This window comes from Corynebacterium glucuronolyticum DSM 44120 (assembly GCF_030440595.1).
GTDB lineage: Bacteria > Actinomycetota > Actinomycetes > Mycobacteriales > Mycobacteriaceae > Corynebacterium > Corynebacterium glucuronolyticum.
This window is the reverse complement of sequence record NZ_CP047452.1, coordinates 1,329,489-1,349,437: the sequence shown is the minus strand read 5'-3', so window position 1 is coordinate 1,349,437 and position 19,949 is coordinate 1,329,489. Positions and strand designations below refer to the sequence as shown.

Genomic DNA, 19,949 nt, shown 5'->3' with positions numbered 1-19,949 from the left:
GTTGGACGTGAGTTAAGGCTCACCGACTGTGCGCTCCCCAGGTGTCTCAAGAGATTAGGAAGTTTTAGGAACCGGAAATGACCATGTCCGTTCGTCTTACATGCGCAGCCGCAATTACATCTGTAGCGGTTGCCCTCGCAGTTCCAGCAGTCGCTGCAACGACGCAGCACACATCCACGGAGCCGTCTACGACTACCACGGTTGTCGCAACGGCCCAGAGGACATCCGCTGAACCGACACCCGATGCCCGGACCGCTGAAACGGGGACCAGACTCCGCGACCTTCAGACGACCGACGGGTCCTCCACGCAGGATTCCGCGAATGGGCAGTTCAGCGACCCCATCACGCCTATTGGCGCCCCGTCATTCCTCAACGATCCCGACTGTGTTCCCGCAGCCGAACATCCACATCCGGTGCTTTTCTTGCACGGCACCACACGCAATATCAAAGACTTTTACGATTCTGCATCTTCACTCCACAACGAGGGCTTCTGTGTTTGGGGATACAACTATGGGAAGAACACAGGGCTTTCGATTCAAAATCTGAACCCCAGTATGTACGCGACGGGTGACATCATGACGTCTGTGGCGGAAGTCTCCCACCAGATTGACTATGTCCTAGAGAAATCCGGTGCAGACAAAGTCGACCTCGTCGGGCACTCTCAAGGCGGCATGATCCCCAAGGCGTACATCGCCAAGTATGGTGCTGAGAAGGTCAACCGTGTAGTGGCGATGGGTGCCCCGTTCCACGGCACAGCGATCAACGGGTTCGGCACCTTTGCGCGTGGACTCATCACCCTTGCTCCACACCTCATGACTTTCTTCCTGTCGCCGGCGAGCGCCCAGCAAATTATCGGCAGCGACTTCAACGCGTGGCTAAATGCACAGCCGGACACGGTCCCTGGCGTAATCTACACGTCCTTCTTCTCCCCCGATGACACCGTTGTCACGCCGAACAGCACGAGTGAGCTTAGCCCCGTCGACGGTGCCGATGTTGCTAACGTCAACGTCAAGCAGGCCTGCCCCTTCAAGGACGACAAAATTATTCACGATGATCTACCAACTTCTCCCACCATGGCATCGCTGACCTATTGGGCACTGACGCGCGATGCAGGAGAAACCGCGCCGGCCATCGATGCCTGCACTGCCCTGCCAAATGATGAATTGACCTGGTACTAACGCCTCGATAACGACTATGCCACCTTGCGTTTCCATCCGGATCGTTGAAGGCAGGAACCTGCTTTTCCAGATCTAATGGTTCTGCCATGTGTGGCGTTAGACCGATACATCATCCCCGACTTCGCACACGATAAAAGGTCCGCAGCTTGCCTGCTGCGGACCTTTTATCCTTCGCTCCCCTTGATTATTGAGTGGATCGTCGCCCCTAGTTCGATTTGGTAACCGGGGGCTCGGCTGACCATGGAAAAGCAATCCACTGATCTGTGTGGCGCCACACGTAATTCGGTTCGACAACAGAGCGAGACTTGCCGTAAATGACAGCAGATCGCACCTCTGCAGCACTCTTCTGCAAAATCTTTAGCACAAGATCCAAGGTACGACCGGAATCCGCAACGTCATCAACAACAAGCAGCTTCTTGCCACCAAGCGCGTTGGTGTCCAGCAACGGTTCGAGAAGGATCGGGTCGGGGAGGGTCTCTTCCACATCGGTGTAAAACTCGACGTTTATTGCATCGGAAAGCTTCACGCCCATGGCGTAGGAAAGGGCACCAGCGGGCAGTAATCCACCCCGAGCTACCGCGATAATAATGTCGGGCTCATAGCCCGAATCGACAATCTGTTGAGCGAGCTCGCGTGATGCTTGTCCGAACATATCCCACGTGAGGACCTCAAGGTTATCCATGTTGGAAGAGTCTGCATGATAGGCCATATATTGAGGATACCGCCTCAGTTAAGTCGGCGGTAATAAGTTCGGCGTTTTCCTGGCCTCATCAGCGCCACGCAGGTGGCCTCTTCGTATCTTCTTCGTACGTCCCTAAAAACCAGGGGACAGGGCCTACCTATCCCAAGCGATGCCCCACCCACTCTAGGACAAAGGCCCCAGCCGCCCCAAGAAAACGTGCTCCTTGTGCCAAGATAGCGGCTTACCTCTCCTTGCCCTACCCCAGGCGATGGCCTGCCTAGCTCTACTGACGGCCCACGCTTTTCCACCACAGTGCACCAGTGAGCAATCATTGTTTGAATATTCATCGTTTGTAGTTAGCGGTTTGCCTGCCCTATCCAGTGCTGTAGGTTTCACCTCCTGCTGCGGAACATCTGATAAGTTGGGTTTTTCCATGATGCTTAGGGAGGTTTCAGTTACTTTAACTAAATGCCAGTCGTGTAATCTACTCCCATGAATATTATGGAAGGCTTCAACAGCGTCATGGGTGTGTTGGAGAATGCTGTGGGAACCTTTAACGGTCACCTGTGGTCATTCCTGCCCATCCCCCTCATGCTGGCAGGCATTTACTTCGGTTTCCGGACATTCATTGTCCAAATCCGCAAAATCCCCGATATGTTCAAGGCTGTTCTTGAAAAGCCTGCAGAGCAAAACGAGGAAGATATTTCCCCCTTCAAGGCATTCACGATTTCCGCGGCCTCTCGCGTGGGCACTGGCAACGTAGCCGGTGTCGCCATCGCCATTACCACTGGTGGCCCTGGCGCCGTCTTCTGGATGTGGATGGTTGCCATCGTCGGTGGTGCCACGAGCTTTGTGGAATCGACTCTTGCCCAGCTGTGGAAGACCCACGACGGAGATTCCTACCGCGGTGGCCCAGCTTATTACATGACGCGCGGATTAAATTCCAAGGTCTTGGCAACAATCTTCGCTATCGCAATTGCCTTCACCTTCGGTTTTGTGTACAACGCCCTCCAGTCCAACGCCGTCGTAGAAGCCATCGCTAAATCAGTCGAAACCATTGGTTCCCCAATGGATGAGCATACGACGTTCCTCGTACGCCTCGGAATCGGCATTGTTATGGCGGTTCTCGCCAGCCTTGTTATCTTCGGCGGAATTCAGCGTATTGCGAACTTCACCCAAATGATCGTCCCGTTCATGGCTGTGGCCTACCTCATCCTCGGCATCATCATCGTCGCTCTGAACATTGAACAGGTTCCTGGAATGATCGCCGACATCTTCGGTGCGGCCTTTGGGTTCCGCCAGATCGGTGGCGCCACTATGGGCATGGCATTCATGTACGGAATGCAGCGTGGCCTATTCTCCAACGAAGCCGGCGAGGGGTCTGCCCCGAACGCTGCAGCAACTGCAACGGTTTCGCACCCGGTGAAACAGGGGCTCGTTCAGACTCTGGGAGTCTACTTCGATACGCTCCTTGTCTGCTCCATCACGGCCTTCATCATCCTCTTGAGCGATTACCACACTGCTGCCGACGGGCAAACCTCGTCTCTCACCCAGGACGCCGTTGCGCATTCCGTGGGCACCTGGGGTATCCACTTCGTAACGCTCGTTCTCTTCTGTCTCGCCTTCTCCTCGCTGATTGGCAACTACTACCTAGCACAGGCAAACGTGCAGTACCTCACCGATTCCAAGACGGCTCTGACAGTATTCCGAGTTGTCGTTCTTCTGTTCGTCATCTTTGGTTCCGTCGGATCTGTTCCGCTCATCTGGGCACTCGGCGACACCTTTGCTGGCACGATGGTGATCATCAACCTCATCGCGATCGTTCCACTCGGTGGTGTAGCTATCAAATTGCTGCGCAACTACTCGGAGCAGCGTTCCAAGGGGTTGGATCCTATCTTCCACCGCGCAATGCTTCCGGAAATCAAGAACGTGGAGTGCTGGAACGGCACCGATTCTGCAACCAAGAATTATCCCGTAGCCTTCGATGCTCTCGGCATTCCGCTGCCGGAAAAGAAGCAGGAGAGCAACTAACCTCCCCATCAGCAACGTGAGTGTCATAGACATTCAAGGTACACATACCGTCTTTCTCTCGGACCGCTATGGTGGTCCGTCCGAAGCGCTTCATATCGATTCGCCACCAACTGCCCGCACTAGTAGGTGCGGGAGACCGGTGGCGTTTCTGTTTTTGGTCCAACCTTTCCTTTCAGTGACTTTCAGCGTTCAAACGGGCACTGACGTTTCTAGATACGGTGCCGCTCCTCCTACATTTCGCCGTCACCAGGGGACTAACCACGACGAGCTGCGAAAGTTTCTCAGCCAGCGCAAACGATCTGATGCCCCACACGGATACATCTGCACGTGCGATGTCCCCCATAGCTCAGCAGATTGAGGCTGACCATCTTCGTGTGCTCCCCCCATGTGCACCATCATTGGGGGTAACCGGCTCATCAATATTTTTGTTCTTGCGCAGCGAAGTTAGTAAATACCCACTAAAGTTGAACGCTGTAACTATTTTCGACCATGGTAAGTGGAGATCTACGTGAAAATTGCAGTCCTCGGAGGCGATGGCTTTTGCGGCTGGCCAACAGCCTTGCACTTGTCCGATGCGGGACACGACGTACTCATAGTGGACAACGGTTCACGGCGAGCGATTGACGAGGAACTCGGCGCATTTTCCCTCACACCGATTTGTCCCCTCAATGAGCGGGTCAAGGCCTGGAAGGACGTAACCGGCAAGGAGATCCGCACTTTCAACATTGACATCGCGCAGGAGTACGACAAGCTGCGGGAATTCCTTGCCACTGAGCAGCCCGATGCGGTCGTACACTTTGCTGAGCAGCGCTCCGCGCCGTATTCCATGACGAACTCCACGCACAAGCGCTACACCGTGGACAATAATGTCAATGCGACACACAACTTGCTTGTCGCCATTGTGGAAAATGATCAGGACATTCATGTCGTGCACCTGGGCACGATGGGTGTCTACGGGTATGGTACTGCCGGGATGAAACTCCCTGAGGGCTACCTCACCGTGACTGTGAAGGCCGACGGTAAAGAGATTGAGCAGGAAATCCTGTACCCCACGAACCCAGGCTCCGTGTACCACATGACCAAGGTGCTCGATCAGAACCTTTTCGCGTATTACGCCAAAAACGACGAATTGCGCATCACTGACCTTCACCAGGGCATCATTTGGGGTACGCACACACCACAGACTGAACGAGACGAGCGCCTCATCAACCGGTTCGATTACGACGGCGATTACGGGACCGTTCTCAACCGCTTCCTCATGCAGGCTGCCCTCGGATACCCGCTGACGGTGCACGGTACCGGTGGACAGACCCGCGCATTCATTCACGTCCGTGATATGGTGCGCTGCATCGAGCTCGCTATCGAGAATCCTCCATCCCGCGGCGATCGGGTTAAGATCTTCAACCAGATGACCGAGACCCACCGAGTGCGGGATCTCGCTCAGCTCGTCTCCAAGATCACCGGAGCAGAGGTTCAGATGGTTCCCAATCCCAGGAAGGAATCTGCTGAAAACGAGCTACTCGTCACCAATGACAACTTCCTCAAACTTGGTTTGGAACCTACTACCCTGTCCGAGGGGCTTCTCCATGAAGTGGAAAACACCGCAAAGAAGTACGCAGACCGCGCCGATCTTGATAAGATCCCGGCTCGCTCGCTGTGGACAAAGCACCAGCACCCCGGTGAGCCGAACCTGAACAAGTAATATTGTCGCGCCGTGTGCTCACCCCAGTGCGGGCGCACGGTGCCTTTCTTCTTACACTAATTTTCATGCGCATCGCCTTTTTCACTGAGGTATTTCTACCCAAAATCGATGGTGTCGTCACGCGTTTGACGAAAACGCTCGAGCAGCTCCGTGTCCTCGGGCACGAATGCATCGTCGTTGCACCGCAGCCCTGCCCTACTACCTTCGCGGGATTCCCCGTCGTGGGTGTCCCTGCTACTGGGCTAACCGTCTACCCGGAACTTAAGTACGGGTGGCTCACCCCGCACGCGGTTAGCACCGTTATTGATTTCAACCCAGATATCATCCATGTCGTGAATCCCGTGTGGTTGGCTGCGGGTGGCATCTGCGTAGCGCGTACACAGCGAATTCCTCTGGTTGCTAGTTTTCACACTAACGTCCCCGATTACATGATTGACCTTGGTTTAGGGATTATCAGTGGACCCGTTCAGCGGATCATTCGTTTTTTCCACAATCGTGCGAAGATCAACCTCGTCACATCTACACCAATGCTCGAACGCGCAACCAGCGTTGGAATAAAAAACGTTCACCTCTGGCCAAAGGCTGTGGACACTCATCTCTACCACCCCGGACGGGCGACTCAAGAAATGCGTCAGAAGCTCTCTTCTGGGCACCCAGACGATCCTCTCATGCTATTTGTCGGTCGGCTAAGCAAGGAAAAGAACCTCGCTTTTCTTCATTCGGTCATGTCCGACCTTCGCACGCGTTTACCGAAGGCCCGCCTGGCATTTGTCGGCGGAGGTCCCGATGAAGAGGAGTTAAAGCAACTCTTCTCTTCGGATTGGTGCACGTTTATGGGTTACATGCGGGGGGAAGAGCTGGCTGCTGCATTCGCGTCGGCCGATGTATTCTTGTTCCCCTCCAAAACAGAAACCCTCGGTCTCGTGGCTCTTGAGGCGATGGCCAGCGGGATCCCGGTCGTTGGAGCCCGCGCAGGCGGCATTCCGTTCACTGTTGTCGATGGCCACACCGGTTTTCTTGCGCCACCGGACGACGTACAGGAATGGGTTCGTCTCATCATTGCCGCCTATGAGAACTCCGCGTTCCCTGAGCAGGCGCGCGCCGAGGCTGAAAAATACTCTTGGTTGGAAGCTACGCGCACCCTCACCGATTTCTATAGACAAGCGCTCAACAGCGGCGAGGGAAAGAGTCATGGCGCATAGGAAACCTGGAACACGTCGGCGAAATACCGTCGAGCTCACACGTGCCGAAGACGCTTCCGACGATGTTCTCGTCCGTGAAAACGGACGGGAGTACCCCATCGACTCCGGAATTGCTACCTTTGAGAAGGTAGCCGGTTACGCGGATTCCTGGAACCTTCTCATTAACGGCCAGTACTCGTCTCACATCACCGTCGGTGAGCCTACCCGCCTTTCCTTCCCCTACATGCAATGGATCGCAGCCGGAGTAGCGTGGTTCGAACGAGAGACAGGCACCGAACCTCGTCGAATCACTCACCTTGGCGGCGCCGGTTGTTCGCTAGCTCGATATATGGCAGCCACGTACCCTAGCAGCAGGAACACCGTTGTTGAGATTGATTCTGCGCTTGCGGATCTAGCCCGAAATCTGTGCGACATACCTCGCGCGCCACACGTGAAGATTCGCGTTGGCGATGCGCGAAACGTGACTGAGTCGTTTCGTCCAGCATCTCGGGACATTGTCATCCGGGATGTGTTTTCATCCTCCACCACTCCTGTTCCCCTCACTACCGTGGAATTCACTGAGGCAGTGCAGAGCAGTCTGGCACAACCGGGTCTCTACGCCGTTAACTGTGGTGCGCAGGCTGGTCTCGATACCGCCAAACGTGAGGCGGCCACACTTCGGGAGACGTTTGCCCATGTCGCTCTGATCGCAGACAGCACGGTGTTGAAGGGCAAGCGTGGTGGCAACATCGTCTTCCTCGCCTCGTCTGTTCAGCTCCCACAGCGGGATTCGTCGGCTGCCACCGCGCTTTCCTCCGACGTCATGCGCGGGCGCGTACCGGCCGTGTACAAGGATCCTGCATGGGTGGCACAGTTCTCCGCTGGGGCTGCGGTTATCTGTGATCCGCGAACACCACAGGATGCGGATTGACCTGATTGTCCCCCACGGTGCACTGCATCGCATCGCCGGGTAGAGAAGGAACGCGTTGGACCGGGGTGACCGGGAGCACCTCTATGTCATCAGTGGAACAGGACCCACTGGATAACGCCGGGAGTAAACCGATAAATGATGCGTATTTTCTCTGTTTTTCCCTGGGCATTGCTTCAGGAAGAAGCAGGATCGTTTTCCATTCGTCCCTCGCAGGTGCCTCCACGCTCGTGGGTGCCGCAGGCAAAAGAGAAATCATCGGTGAGACGACACACGTGTGGTGAGTGAACGCACCGGTGACATCGGCGGTGTGTTGTTGCCGCGACCCCTGGGTTGAAGCCACTACGATGAATCCATTTCCGACCGAGGCTGTGGAGTGGAACGAGCGGCGGTCGTTCGACCAGCCGAATTTTGTCCCGGTCACGCCAGGCAAGGTGGCAGTGCCGAAGTTTTGTGCGTAACCGTCTGCTGCTATCTCGTGGGCGGCTTCCATCGCCTCTATAACTGGCGAATTCTGTTTTACTAAGCTGTGGAGAAAGCGAACCATGTCGCCTGTGGTCGTTACCCCTGCGCCCCACTTGTTACCCACCCAGGTTGAGCGGAGATTTTCCTCTTTGACAATAATTCGAATTGATGCAGGATATTTTTCAAACAGTTCTTTGGCTGCCTCATCGTCAGAGCCCTGTACCATTTCCAAGGCCTTGGTTTGATCTGCGGCTGCGCCGAGGCCGTCTGCGTGACGGATGACGTATTCGGCGATGAGGAGCTTTATCAGGGATAACGCAGGCACAACTTCGTAGGCATTGGATGTCTCCACCCAGCGCCCGCTCGCGGTATACATAACAGTGATGTGAGTACGCTCGCGCGCGACAATAGCCCCTGACTCATCGATTACGGCCAGCGGGAACGATGTGGGTGCCAACGAGGCTGACACACAGCATTGTCCGTCTCCAGCTAGACGGCTATTCTGCTCTCGTGCTCGAGCTACAGGCTCCCCCGAAAACGCTAGGGCGAGAAGACAGCATACAACTACCCACGTACACACCCCGTTGACCACGCGCAGCCTTCCATCACACACCCGAAGAGTGTACAACTGTGGCTTGCACCCGCTGGCAACCGGTATCCTCTGGCCGGATACTGTCGGTAGGTGCCTAGCGGCAGCAGGTACCCGCCGACAGGTGCCCACCGGTATGCGTCTGCCAACCGGTATGCGTCTGCCTACCGGTGCGTGCTAAAGGGTCTGGAGAATATGCTCGGCGACGGTCGCATCTGTCACGAAATGGGTGGCCATCCCCTTTTCCAAGGCGACGCGGAGAGGAGCTGCTTTCTCTAACCCTCCCGCTACGAGTAACCGCACCGGAACTTTTCGCAGATCTGCGAGGCTAATCCCCACGGAGCGGGCATCGATTTCAGGCACCGCGATCTCACCGTCGGCTGTGACCCACCGGGAGCAAATATCGCCCACAGCGTGTACGAGGATCCGCTCTACATCCGCGTCGCTGAAATATCCCAGCTGCAAAAGCGTGGAATCCGGGCTGGCCGCGCCGACTGTAAAAACAGCGATCGTGGACTCGCGGGCGAGCGAAGTCAGCTGTTCAATGAACGGTTCTTGCTCCACCAATCGCTTTACCTCTGCAGATTGGAAAACTGCGGGAAGTGGCAGAAGATGCGCGGGGGCGTAGAACGCCTCGGAGAACTTTGAGATGGTGTCGAAATCGTTGGTGCTGTGCGCCGAGTGTGATAGACCCCCTTTTAGCTGGACAATCCGCACGCCAGTCACTGTTTTCTGATGCAGCTGATTGGCAATAGCGTGCAGGGTGTTTCCCCAGCTCACGCCGATGAGGTCGCCATCGGAGACAAGGGAATCGAGCAGCTGAGCCCCTATTTTTCCGAGCTCCATGAGAGAAAGGGAGGGCGCATCGTTGACTGTCGCCCCAGATGCTGCCGTAATTGCTGGAACCACCCGCGCTTCGGTTAGCCCGAAGGCCTGCTTTAAGCGTTCGGCGAGGATTGAGCTAGAGGTACGGGGGTCATCGATTTCAATGCGCACATATCCGGCATCCCGGGCAAGGGTGAGAAGCTTGGACACCGTCGGGCGGGACACACCTAGTTTTCCTGCGACTTCGGATTGAGAAAGCCCCTCGACGTAGTAAAGCTTAGCGGTGTCGATGGCCAGCGCAATCCTCGAATCCATGGGTTTTAGCTTACGCTACGGCATGCGTCTGTCCGTACATGGCTCGATATTCGTGAGCCTCATCACTCCACAAGGTAAGCCCCGGTGGCACCCTCCTTTGGGGATGCCGCCGGGGCCTACATCAGCACACTCATCATGCTGCAGAAAAGAGCTAACGCTTCTTTCGGTTGGTTTTGCCACCGCGCCGTTCACGCACGCGGACCGCGATCCGCACGGGAGTACCCTCGAACCCGAACTGCTCACGGAACTTGCGTTCCAGGTAGCGCCGATAGGACGCGTCGAGGAACCCTGTGGAGAACAAGACGATGACCGGTGGCTGGGAGGATGCTTGCGTGGCAAAAAGCACGCGTGGCAGCCTGCCACCGCGCATCGGCGGCGGGTTGGCGGCGATAGCTTGCCGCAGCCAGTTGTTCAACTGGCCTGTGGACACACGCTGATCCCAGGACTCAAGTGCCTCGAGCATGACAGGCTCAAGCTTTTGCAGTGCACGCCCTGTCTTGGCCGAGATGTTGATCCGCTTCGCCCACGGAACATGAGCCAGCTGCTCGTCAATCTCCCGGTCGAGGTAGTCCCTTCGATCTTCGTCTACGAGGTCCCACTTGTTAAAAGCAATAACGAGAGCCTTGCCCGACTCCACAATCATCCCCAGCAGCTTCTGGTCTTGTTCGGAAATCGGCTCCGAGGCATCGATGATGAGGATACAGACTTCGGCTGCATCGATCGCGGTCTTGGTGCGAAGGGAGGCGTAGTACTCGTGACCGGAGGCATTTTTTACTTTTCGACGCAGCCCTGCGGTATCGATGAACTTCCACAGGCCACCTTCGAGTTGCACCAGCGAGTCGACAGGGTCGACGGTGGTTCCGGCGACGTTATCGACAACGGATCGTTCCTCGTTGGACAGTTTGTTCAAAAGGGAAGATTTACCCACGTTTGGCTTGCCAACGAGAGCGACACGACGTGGCCCCTCCGTGATCGACGTCTGGCGTGGCTCGTCAGGAAACAGTTCGAGAATCTGATCCAAGACATCTGCACCACCCTTGCCGTGCTGTGCGGAAACCGGGTACGGGTAGTCGAGACCTAAGCCCCAAAACTCTGCGGTTTCTGCCTCCTGCTTCGGAGAGTCTACCTTGTTCGCCACGAGGATCACGGGTACGTCCGAACGCTGCAGATTGCGAGCCATGACCTCATCGGAAGCGGTGATCCCGACGTTGGTATCTACCACCATTACGATGACATCAGCGGTCTCCATTGCAACTTCCGCCTGGCGAGCGATGGCCGCGTGGATACCCTTGGCATCCGGATCCCAGCCACCCGTATCCTGCACCCAGAAGCGCTGTCCATTCCACTCGGCGAGGTAGCTCACGCGGTCACGGGTGACCCCGGGGGTGTCCTCCACGACCGCCTCGCGGCGTCCGAGAAAGCGGTTCACGAGTGAAGACTTGCCAACATTCGGTCGACCGACAACAGCGACCGTACACAGGGCTTCCTCCGTGTGCGTGGGCTTCTCTACACCGAACGCACGCTCCAGCTCTTCCCACTTAGCTTCATCGGTCAGATCATCGTCATCCAACCCGTCGATCTCCTCATCGAAAGTGGAAAAGTCGAAGTCGTAGGGCTCGAACTCGGAGTTGGCGTAACCACCGCCCGTAACTTCTACATCTTCTTCCAAGAAGGCATCATCAGCGGAGATCTCTCCTCCGTCCGCAGCCGGATAGACGAAGACGATGTCGTCACCGTCTGTTTCATTAACTGGCTTATCGGTCATTTTCCCTCCTGGTAGGCGTTGATGACGGCAGCGATGACCTCGTCCATGGTGAGGTCAGACGTATCGATGATAGTGGCATCCTCTGCAGGGCGGAGCGGTGATGCCTTCCGGCTGGAGTCACGCTCATCGCGACGAATGACGTCGGCGAGGACAGTGTCATAATCCGACTGCTTTCCTGCCGCCAAATTCTGGTCGTGGCGACGTTGTGCCCGGACCTCCGGGCGAGCGTCCAAGTACACCTTGGTTGGAGCGTCGACAAGCACTACAGTACCGATGTCACGCCCTTCCATGACGATATCGCCAGCCTCTTTTGCGATGCGACGCTGCTGGGCAACGAGGTTTTCGCGAACCTCGGGGATCGCCGATACAGCGGAAACAGCTGCTGTAACTTCCGGACCGCGAATCTCGGCAGAAACATCGTCACCTGCCAGGAAGACGCGCGTGTCTGCGGGATCGTCGGAGACCTGCAGTGGCACATCCGCCGTCCGCTCGATAACTGCGGTGGCATCCGCAGGATCGATACCACCACGCAATACGTGAAGGGTGGCAATCCTATACATCGCACCGGTATCGAGATACTTGGCACCGAGTTGTGTGGCTACGGCACGGGAAACAGAGGACTTTCCGGTTCCCGATGGCCCATCAATCGCAATAATCACATTTCCACCGCCTTGTAAAGAGCGCGGAGCTCAGAATCGTTGAGATGCCTGATCGCGCCGGGGGTCAGCTCCCCGAGCTGAACAGTGTGAATCTTTGTGCGCACAAGCTGCTGCACGGGGAAGCCAAGCTCCTTCAACATGCGACGGACTATGTGCTTGCGCCCCTCATGTAGTTCGACACGGATAAGGGAGCGCCCTTCGTAGGTGTCAACGATCTGAACGTAATCAGCCTTAGCAATGCCATCCTCTAGATCGACACCCTCGCGAAGCTTCTTCACCAGCTCGCGATCGGCCTCACCAAGGACCGTGGCAAGGTATGTCTTGGAGACGTGGTACTTGGGGTGCATCAGACGGTTAGCAAGCTCGCCGTCGTTGGTGAGCAGCAACAAACCTTCTGTTTTCGCATCGAGGCGTCCGACGTGGAACAGATGCAGACCCGCATCCACCTTCTCACCCACAATATCGCCGACACACGGGCGCCCCATGTCGTCCTTCATTGTCGACTGCACACCTAGTGGCTTGTTCAAAGCGATGTAGACGAGATCCTCGTTCACCTTGACACGCACTCCATCGACGCGGATCACTGCGGTATCCGGATCAACCCTCACGCCTTGACGCATGACTATTTCACCGTTGACTTCGACGCGACCCTGAGCGATCAGTTCCTCCGACATGCGACGGGAAGCCACACCCGCTTGCGCGAGAACCTTCTGCAGACGAACGCCACCTTCGGCGCCGGCACTTCCTCCACCGGAGTGACCGCCGTTGACATGCTGATGACGTGCAGGCTTGGCCTTGGAGATGTACACGTCTTCGGCGCGACGAGAGTGCCCCGGAGCCTGTGATTGTGCCCGTCGACCGTTTCGTCCGCCTGCCGCACCACCGGTGCGGGGCTGCTCATAGTCGCGCGCGTGCGGGTTCTTGTGGGAGCGCTTCGCGCCCTTGCCTTTTCCTGATGTATTTTTGCTGAATGACCGGGATGAGGAGCCGCCATTACGGCCTTTGTTCCTTCCCGGTGTGCCGTCTCGGCGAGCGGATGGTGTCACAAATATTCCTTCTTCGTTTGTAGAGTTTTTAGCTAATCGGTTCGCAGATTAGCTCATCGGTTCCCTGATCAGTGCCGTGGTGCCACCATTCAGCACGTGCATGGTGGTGCGCGCGCTGATCTGAATCCGATTCTAGCCCTCCACGCGCTTCGCTATCTGGCGATCCCGTGGAGCCGGTCGTTTCCTGCGCCCACCGTTGAACTCGGAAGACGCTCGACGGGGCAACGGTACACTACAGACCCAATTTATTCAATTCCAGCTCAGCTGCGACACGGGCGAATTCTGTTTTCCCAAGGGTCCCACTTCCCTCTGGCATTACACCAGCGAAGGGCACTCCCGTCTTTGCCTCCATCTCATCGACGTTCAGGCGAGTGGGCAAGTCCGGATCTGCCGGATAACTGCCGCCAATGACACCGAGCACCGTGGCACCGCGGGAGCGAATGTGTGACACGGTGAGCTCAGCTGCATTAAGGGAACCAAGCTGCATGGACGTGACGACAATAATTGGCAGATTCAGAGTGAGGCACAAGTCAAGGAAGGTCCAGTCCTGCCCGAGACGAACAAGAATGCCGCCTGCACCTTCGACGAGGTAATTACCGTCACGCTTGTCCACCTCAGCGGCTACCTCCTCCAGCGTCGCCGGTTCGATCCCCGCTCGCAGAGCCGACTGATCGGGGGCGAGAGCCTCCGGGTAGTGCATGACCTCTTCAGTCTCGATGCCGGTGAGCTGGCGCACGGTCCGCGCGTCCGAATCGTTGACTCCCGTCTGCACTGGCTTGATCATGTGCCATTGCCCACCTGCAACGTTTCGACGATTGAGCTCTACTGCCAACGCCGCAGTGACGATCGTCTTTCCTACATCGGTGTTGGTTCCAGTGACTGCTATCTTCATTCCTAATTTCTCTCTTTCTCTATTTCCTTAGTGTTGCGTCATTCCCGTGGTTTCTGCGCCATTCCCTGAGCACTCAGGTTGCTGCCGTGCCCCGCAGCTGCCCGGACTTCTAGTCGGAGGGAGCCCTAAAATGGGGCTGCGCAGCTCACGTTGCGTCATTGTGTTTACCGTTGCGATTGGTGCTGAGTGGCGTTGCTTGGCGCTTCTTGGAGCTGCGTGGCGCTGCGTAGCGTTGCTTGGCGCTGCGCCGAATTGTTCCTTTGTCGTTCCTTAGTCATTCTTTAGGTATTCCCTAGGCACAACCATCTCTGGAGGCACATCCATTTCTGGCCGTTCGACTGGGGCTTCCACTGACCACCAATTGGTTTCCCTGGCAGCCTCGAGAATGTTCTCGCCGACTGCGCGTTGCGTTTTTGTGGGACTCTCGCCGTCTCTCACAGCTGGTGTCGGTTTCCCGCAAGAGCTACGCATGTGCGGCAGCGGATACAAGGCCCCGGCAAATTGTGGCGAGTTCGTCATCGCTACAGATAAACGGTGGCATAGCGTAAATGAGGCGCCCAAATGGGCGAATCCAGATTCCTTCGTCCATTGCAGCCCGAGTCGTAGCGATCATGTCCACATCGTGGTTCATTTCGATGACACCGATAGCACCACACACTCTTACATCAGCTACCCCGGGCACGTCCCTCGCTGGTGCTAGTCCTTCGGTGAGCACCGACTCGATGTGTGCAATGTCGTACGGTGCCGTTTCCATCAGAGTGACTGAGGCCAGCGATACCGCACACGCAAGTGGGTTGCCCATGAAGGTTGGACCATGCATCAGTGTCCCAATGACCTCGGCGACTTCACTGGTTGTGAGTGTTGCTGCGAAGCTTAAGAAGCCCCCGGTCAATGCCTTGCCCACACACATGATGTCCACACCCATACCTGTGGTGACGAACATCGGTCCGGTCCGCTTAAAGCCGGTGGCGATTTCGTCAGCGATGAACAAAATTCCGTGCTTGTGGCAGAGTTCCACTACTTTCTCCACAAGTGCTGTGTCGTGGAAGCGCATCCCCCCAGCGCCTTGAACGTGAGGCTCAACGATGACGGCAGCCACCGAGTCGGTGATGTAGCTCTCGAATTCCGCCACATACGCGTCCTGTTCTGCCTCCGTTGCACCCAGGACAGGTGGAGCGGGGGCGAAGATCTGTGTCGTGAGGGTCCCCTCCCACATAGAGTGCATACCTCCTTCGGGATCACACACGCTCATGGGTCCTTGCGTGTCGCCGTGGTAGCCACTGCGCCAGGTCAGAAATCGATTCTTTTCCGGGTGGCCCTTCCCCCGCTGGTATTGGAGCGCCATCTTCATTGCCACCTCGACGGAAACGGATCCCGAGTCAGAGTAGAAGACGCGTTGAAGGCCCGTAAGCTGTACAAGTTTCCTAGCAAGCTGCACCGCTGGTTCGTGCGTCAGGCCACCGAACATAACGTGCTCCATCGTGTCAATCTGCTTCTTGGCCGCCTCCACAATCTCCGGATGGCGGTGACCGTGAGCTGCAGCCCACCAGGAGCTCATGGCGTCGATGAGCTTCCCCTCAGTTGTGGAAAGGTAGACCCCCTCTGCTCCATGAACGAGCACGTGGGGATACGTGTTGGGGGTGGGAGCATAGGGGTGCCAGAGATGCTCCCGATCAAAGGCGATGAGTTCCCAGTCTAGTGACTCACGAACGCTATCGGCTGAATTCTTTTCATCATCCGCAATCACGCCATGAGCTACGCCCAGTGCAGTGGGCATACCCGGTGAATGGACGGTTTCCGGTGAATGGACGGTGTCGGATGACGTAGCGACGTCCGACACATCGACTGCATCCGTTTCTATTTCATCTTGGTTATATCTGCTCAATCTGGTCTACTTCCGGCAGCAAGGGGGCAAGGTTTGGCAGCCGGTCAAGCGAATCGATACCCAAATGTTGACGGAAAAGCTCCGTCGTTTCATAGAGAATTGCACCCTGCTCTGTGCCGCATTCGCGAACGAGCCCGCGAAGGCTCAGCGTGCGCATCACACCGTCGACGTTAACGCCACGGATGGCAGAAATCTGAGAACGCGTCACGGGTTGGCGGTAGGCCACGACCGCTAGAGTCTCCATTGCCGCCTTCGTGAGTTTCGTATGGCTTCCACCTGTGATGAAACGTTCCACAACGCGGGAGTTCTCGCGCCGAGTGTAAAAGCGCCAACCTCCGTCTACTTCACGGAGATCTATCCCGCTACCCCGGCCGCTGAAATCATTGGACATCGCCCGCAACTGGGTAGCAACGTCGTCCTCTGAGTGCTCTGTCGCCGCAGCTAGCGCCGCAACAGTCGCAGGAGTATCCACCACCAATAGAATGGATTCCAACTCAGACCGTAACTGCATACCCATGATTAAACTCCGTTCAATACGTTTATTCAAGCGGTCATTTCACAAAATAACGAACTCTCAACGTTGCCCAATAATCAATTCCAGAAGCCTCTCAGATGATTAATGCCGCGACGGAAGAAGGGGCACTTTCCTAGTCCCAGTTCGCAGCAGCAACAACCGTTGGATCTACTGTCTTCCCCGTCCAGGCTACATTGAGTTCTTCGAGCGGCACGGGTTGATCCACGTCCACGGCGTGTGCTTTGAAGAGCTCGAGCAACGCGAGGAAACGGCCGACAATCTCCATTGTGACGGTGCAGTCACGGGTCAGGGTGGAAAAAGTCATCCACGTACCCTTACCAGCCAGCGAGAGAGTATCGAGAAGGAAGCCAGCCTCGTGGGGGACGGAAACCTCTACTTGGTGCAGGTGACCGGTGTCCACCGTTTCGTCCTTATGCGGGCGAAAGACGCTCGCAGCTAACGTGGCAAAGTCTGCCAGGTCAATATCCAGGCGCAGCGGGGGCAACACGTCCACGAACGGTTCTTCCATCGAGACCTCGCGGGGGTAAATTTTGTCGGCCTCCGCCTCCCATTTCCGGAACAGTGCCGCAACCTTCTGGTAGGCCCGGTACTGGAGAAGTCGGACGAAGAGTAGCTCCCGTTCACGGAGAGCTTCCAACTCCTCCTCGGAATCGCTTTCACCATGGGGAATCAGGCGGGCAGCCTTGATGTCCAAGAGCGTTGCCGCGACGAGTACGAACTGCGTCGTTTCATCGAGGTCGGCGGTTTCCCCCAACGCGCGCGTGTACGCGATGAATTCGTCCGTCACTTCCGCTAGGGCCACCTCGGTGATGTCCAGTTTCTTCTTGCCAATGAGGTGCAGAAGCAGGTCAAAGGGGCCCTCAAAGTTGTGAAGCGCGACGCGGAACCCGGTGAGCTCCGGCTGTTCGGCTTTTTGAGAAAGTGACGCGTCGTCGCTGATATTCGTTACAGGGCTCACTCGAGTGTGGTCCGTTCGATGACCTCTTTGGCCAAGTTTCGGTACTGCTCGGCCCCCTGCGACTTCGGGGCCCACGTGGTAATCGGCTCGCCTGCGACGGAGGTCTCGGGGAACCGCACAGTTCGGGTAATGACCGTGTCAAACACCTTATCGCCAAAAACGTCGACGAGCCGGTCCATAACCTCGCGAGAGTGCGTCGTACGCCGGTCAAACATAGTGACCAAGATCCCCAGCACGTCGAGGTCAAAGTTGAGCCTGTCACGCACCTTCTCCACTGTGTCTGTCAAGAGTGCAAGCCCGCGCAGCGAGAAGTATTCGCATTCCATTGGGATGATCACACCTTGTGCACAGGTCAGGGCGTTCACAGTGAGGAGCCCCAGGGAGGGCTGGCAGTCCAGGACGATGTAGTCATATTCCTTCATCACCGGACGCAATGCACGGGCGAGAGTTTGCTCGCGACCGACCTCGTTAACGAGCTGGATTTCCGCTGCTGAAAGGTCGATGTTCGCCGGAACAATGTCCATCCCCGGGACACGGGTAGACATGACCGTTTCCTCGATGGTGGCATCGGTATCCACCAGCAGGTTGTACACAGTGAGATCCAGCTCATCTTGGCGGATTCCGAGTCCCGCAGAGAGGGCGCCTTGGGGGTCGAGGTCCACGAGCAACACCTTGCGTCCCTGCTCAGCCAAGCAGGCGCCGAGGTTGATCGTTGAGGTTGTCTTTCCCACGCCGCCTTTTTGGTTGCACATGGCGAGAATCTTTGCCGGACCGTGCGTGGTCAGCTCCGGTGGCTCCGGAATCGTGCGCAGCGGACGGCCGGTCAGACCATACTCGGAATCTGCCGGCAGGTCGGACTTGCTAAACAGTCCGTCATCATCGCGCGTGGACACAGCACCTCCATGAACATTCACCAACAACCGCACCCGAGTCGAAAAAGGATTTTTCTCCTGCGGGGAATTACAGCGCCGTAATTAGCTTCTTCTTGTTTTTAAAGTCTACAACGCATCTCCGGCACCCACGACGCGATCGCCGCGCGTGTCCAAACCCTCAACATGCACTTCACCGTTAGTTTTACTGTGCCAGGGGCCTTCTCCTCGGAGTTGTCATTCGGCAATTTTCTCCGCGTCTTTCTGCTCCTTGTCCCGGGATCTCGCTTGTCGACGCTTCGTCGTTACGCTCACTAAGGCACAAGGACGCCCCCGTCACCTCGCTGCGCACCCTCACTCCTTAGGCGCGCGGGTGCGCCGTGCGCCACATGGCGCGGAGAGAATCAGCGGTGATGTGAGTGTAGATTTGCGTAGTTGTCACTGAGGCGTGACCGAGGAGCTCCTGGACGCTGCGGACATCTGCCCCGCCTTCAAGGAGGTGGGTGGCGAACGAGTGACGAAGAGTATGCGGCGAGATGTCTTTCGTGATGCCGGCCTCCGTCGCAGCTTGTTTGACCACTTGCCACGCTGATTGCCGGGACATTGCTTTACCTCCGCGCACATTTAAGAACAAGGCTGCGCTTTTCCCCTTGTTCAGCTGCGGACGGCCACGCACGAGATACGCATCCACGGCTTGCCGTGCGTGAGAACCTACGGGAACGATACGTTGCTTATCGCCCTTGCCAGTAAGCACGAGAATGCCATCGGTTTCCTCCAACGCGGTGATGTCATCCACCGCAAGGCTGAGGACCTCGGAGATGCGTGCGCCCGTTCCGTAAAGGAGCTCCAGAAGCGCCTTGTTCCGCAAAGCAACAGCGCTGTCGCCAGCTTGGGACTCAATGAGGGTGTTTATCTCGTCCACGCTAAGCGTGTCTGGGAGGTGCTGAGGCATCGCCGGGGGCGTGATGTCATGTGCTACGTCATCAGCGACAATTCCCTCGTCGCGTGCAAAGGCGTGGAAGCCACGGATGGTCGAGAGCATCCGTCGTACGCTGGTAACGGCGAGCCCGTGCCTGCCGAGGGATTGAAGAAATGCCTCAATGTCGGTCGCAGCGATGGAATCCAGAGACCTCTCCCCCACGAAATCGAGGTAGGAAGCGAGATCACGTCGGTAGCTCGCAATCGTATTCCGCGCCTTGCCACGCTCGACAGTAAGGTAAGTGATCCACTGGCGGGCAACCTTCGCTGCCGATGTTTCCGCCTGATGCCGGTTTCCACTCCGCAACGGGCGAGAATCCGCCGTGTCGGCAGAGTCTCCGGTTTCGCGCTGGCTTGTCTGCGCTCCGCGACTTTCGCCACGCGCTCCGCGACGCTCTCCCCAGTCACGGCTGTTGATGGAGCGCCGCGGGTTCGAGACGGGCTCCGCCGGATTCGTCTTCACCAT

The 19,949-nt window shown here is 56.9% G+C and carries 17 protein-coding genes; 5 read left to right on the top strand and 12 right to left on the bottom strand.

Annotated elements, in window-relative coordinates:
* Positions 1-77 precede the first annotated feature (77 nt).
* A complete protein-coding gene (locus tag CGLUCO_RS06100) occupies positions 78-1,178 on the top strand; it encodes a lipase family alpha/beta hydrolase (RefSeq protein WP_005393873.1) in 1,101 nt (366 codons plus the stop codon).
* A 205-nt stretch (positions 1,179-1,383) separates the two neighbouring features.
* On the opposite strand, the gene CGLUCO_RS06095 is transcribed toward CGLUCO_RS06100, so the two are convergent.
* On the bottom strand, positions 1,384-1,887 hold the full coding sequence (locus CGLUCO_RS06095) for a phosphoribosyltransferase (RefSeq protein WP_005390173.1): 504 nt from the start codon (positions 1,885-1,887) through the stop codon (positions 1,384-1,386).
* Between the two features lie 495 nt (positions 1,888-2,382).
* Between CGLUCO_RS06095 and CGLUCO_RS06090 the strand changes: the two genes are divergently transcribed.
* The 4 genes from CGLUCO_RS06090 (at position 2,383) to CGLUCO_RS06075 (ending at position 7,705) form a co-directional block, all read left to right on the top strand.
* On the top strand, positions 2,383-3,891 hold the full coding sequence (locus CGLUCO_RS06090) for an alanine/glycine:cation symporter family protein (RefSeq protein ID WP_196793944.1): 1,509 nt from the start codon (positions 2,383-2,385) through the stop codon (positions 3,889-3,891).
* A gap of 508 nt (positions 3,892-4,399) precedes the next feature.
* Positions 4,400-5,593 (top strand): NAD-dependent epimerase/dehydratase family protein, encoded by a 1,194-nt coding sequence (locus CGLUCO_RS06085; RefSeq protein ID WP_196793933.1) that lies wholly within the window; start codon positions 4,400-4,402, stop codon positions 5,591-5,593.
* Positions 5,594-5,658: 65 nt separating this feature from the next.
* On the top strand, positions 5,659-6,795 hold the full coding sequence (locus CGLUCO_RS06080) for a glycosyltransferase (RefSeq protein WP_005393867.1): 1,137 nt from the start codon (positions 5,659-5,661) through the stop codon (positions 6,793-6,795).
* Positions 6,785-7,705, top strand: coding sequence for a spermidine synthase (locus CGLUCO_RS06075; RefSeq protein ID WP_040428839.1), 921 nt, complete (start codon positions 6,785-6,787; stop codon positions 7,703-7,705). The genes CGLUCO_RS06080 and CGLUCO_RS06075 overlap by 11 nt, the downstream gene beginning before the upstream one ends.
* Here CGLUCO_RS06075 and CGLUCO_RS06070 read toward each other — a convergent pair.
* From CGLUCO_RS06070 to xerD, 11 genes are all read right to left on the bottom strand, one after another.
* Complete coding sequence (locus CGLUCO_RS06070; RefSeq protein WP_301387088.1) at positions 7,668-8,636, bottom strand: hypothetical protein; 969 nt, start codon at positions 8,634-8,636, stop codon at positions 7,668-7,670. The genes CGLUCO_RS06075 and CGLUCO_RS06070 overlap by 38 nt on opposite strands.
* A 297-nt stretch (positions 8,637-8,933) precedes the next feature.
* Positions 8,934-9,896, bottom strand: a complete 963-nt coding sequence (locus tag CGLUCO_RS06065; protein ID WP_005393863.1) for a sugar-binding transcriptional regulator — start codon at positions 9,894-9,896, stop codon at positions 8,934-8,936.
* Between the two features lie 151 nt (positions 9,897-10,047).
* Positions 10,048-11,661, bottom strand: coding sequence for a ribosome biogenesis GTPase Der (gene der / locus CGLUCO_RS06060; protein ID WP_005393862.1), 1,614 nt, complete (start codon positions 11,659-11,661; stop codon positions 10,048-10,050).
* Entirely contained in the window at positions 11,658-12,320 is a 663-nt protein-coding gene (gene cmk / locus CGLUCO_RS06055) for a (d)CMP kinase (protein WP_005390185.1), read from the bottom strand. Before cmk ends, der begins: the two co-directional genes overlap by 4 nt.
* On the bottom strand, positions 12,317-13,366 hold the full coding sequence (locus tag CGLUCO_RS06050) for a pseudouridine synthase (protein ID WP_084036286.1): 1,050 nt from the start codon (positions 13,364-13,366) through the stop codon (positions 12,317-12,319). The genes cmk and CGLUCO_RS06050 overlap by 4 nt, the downstream gene beginning before the upstream one ends.
* A 232-nt stretch (positions 13,367-13,598) precedes the next feature.
* On the bottom strand, positions 13,599-14,258 hold the full coding sequence (gene bioD / locus CGLUCO_RS06045; protein ID WP_005393859.1) for a dethiobiotin synthase: 660 nt from the start codon (positions 14,256-14,258) through the stop codon (positions 13,599-13,601).
* 463 nt (positions 14,259-14,721) lie between these two features.
* Entirely contained in the window at positions 14,722-16,035 is a 1,314-nt protein-coding gene (locus tag CGLUCO_RS06040) for an adenosylmethionine--8-amino-7-oxononanoate transaminase (RefSeq protein ID WP_005393856.1), read from the bottom strand.
* Between the two features lie 94 nt (positions 16,036-16,129).
* Positions 16,130-16,660 carry an SMC-Scp complex subunit ScpB gene (scpB, locus tag CGLUCO_RS06035; protein ID WP_005393855.1) on the bottom strand — a complete coding sequence of 177 codons (531 nt, stop codon included), beginning with the start codon at positions 16,658-16,660 and terminating at the stop codon, positions 16,130-16,132.
* A gap of 130 nt (positions 16,661-16,790) precedes the next feature.
* On the bottom strand, positions 16,791-17,636 hold the full coding sequence (locus tag CGLUCO_RS06030; protein WP_005390190.1) for a segregation and condensation protein A: 846 nt from the start codon (positions 17,634-17,636) through the stop codon (positions 16,791-16,793).
* The gene (locus CGLUCO_RS06025) at positions 17,633-18,529 is read right to left on the bottom strand and encodes a ParA family protein (protein ID WP_005390191.1); all 897 of its coding nucleotides are present in this window, start codon (positions 18,527-18,529) and stop codon (positions 17,633-17,635) included. The genes CGLUCO_RS06030 and CGLUCO_RS06025 overlap by 4 nt, the downstream gene beginning before the upstream one ends.
* 337 nt (positions 18,530-18,866) lie before the next feature.
* Positions 18,867-19,949: a site-specific tyrosine recombinase XerD gene (xerD, locus tag CGLUCO_RS06020; RefSeq protein WP_005390192.1), complete on the bottom strand. Its 1,083-nt coding sequence runs from the start codon at positions 19,947-19,949 to the stop codon at positions 18,867-18,869.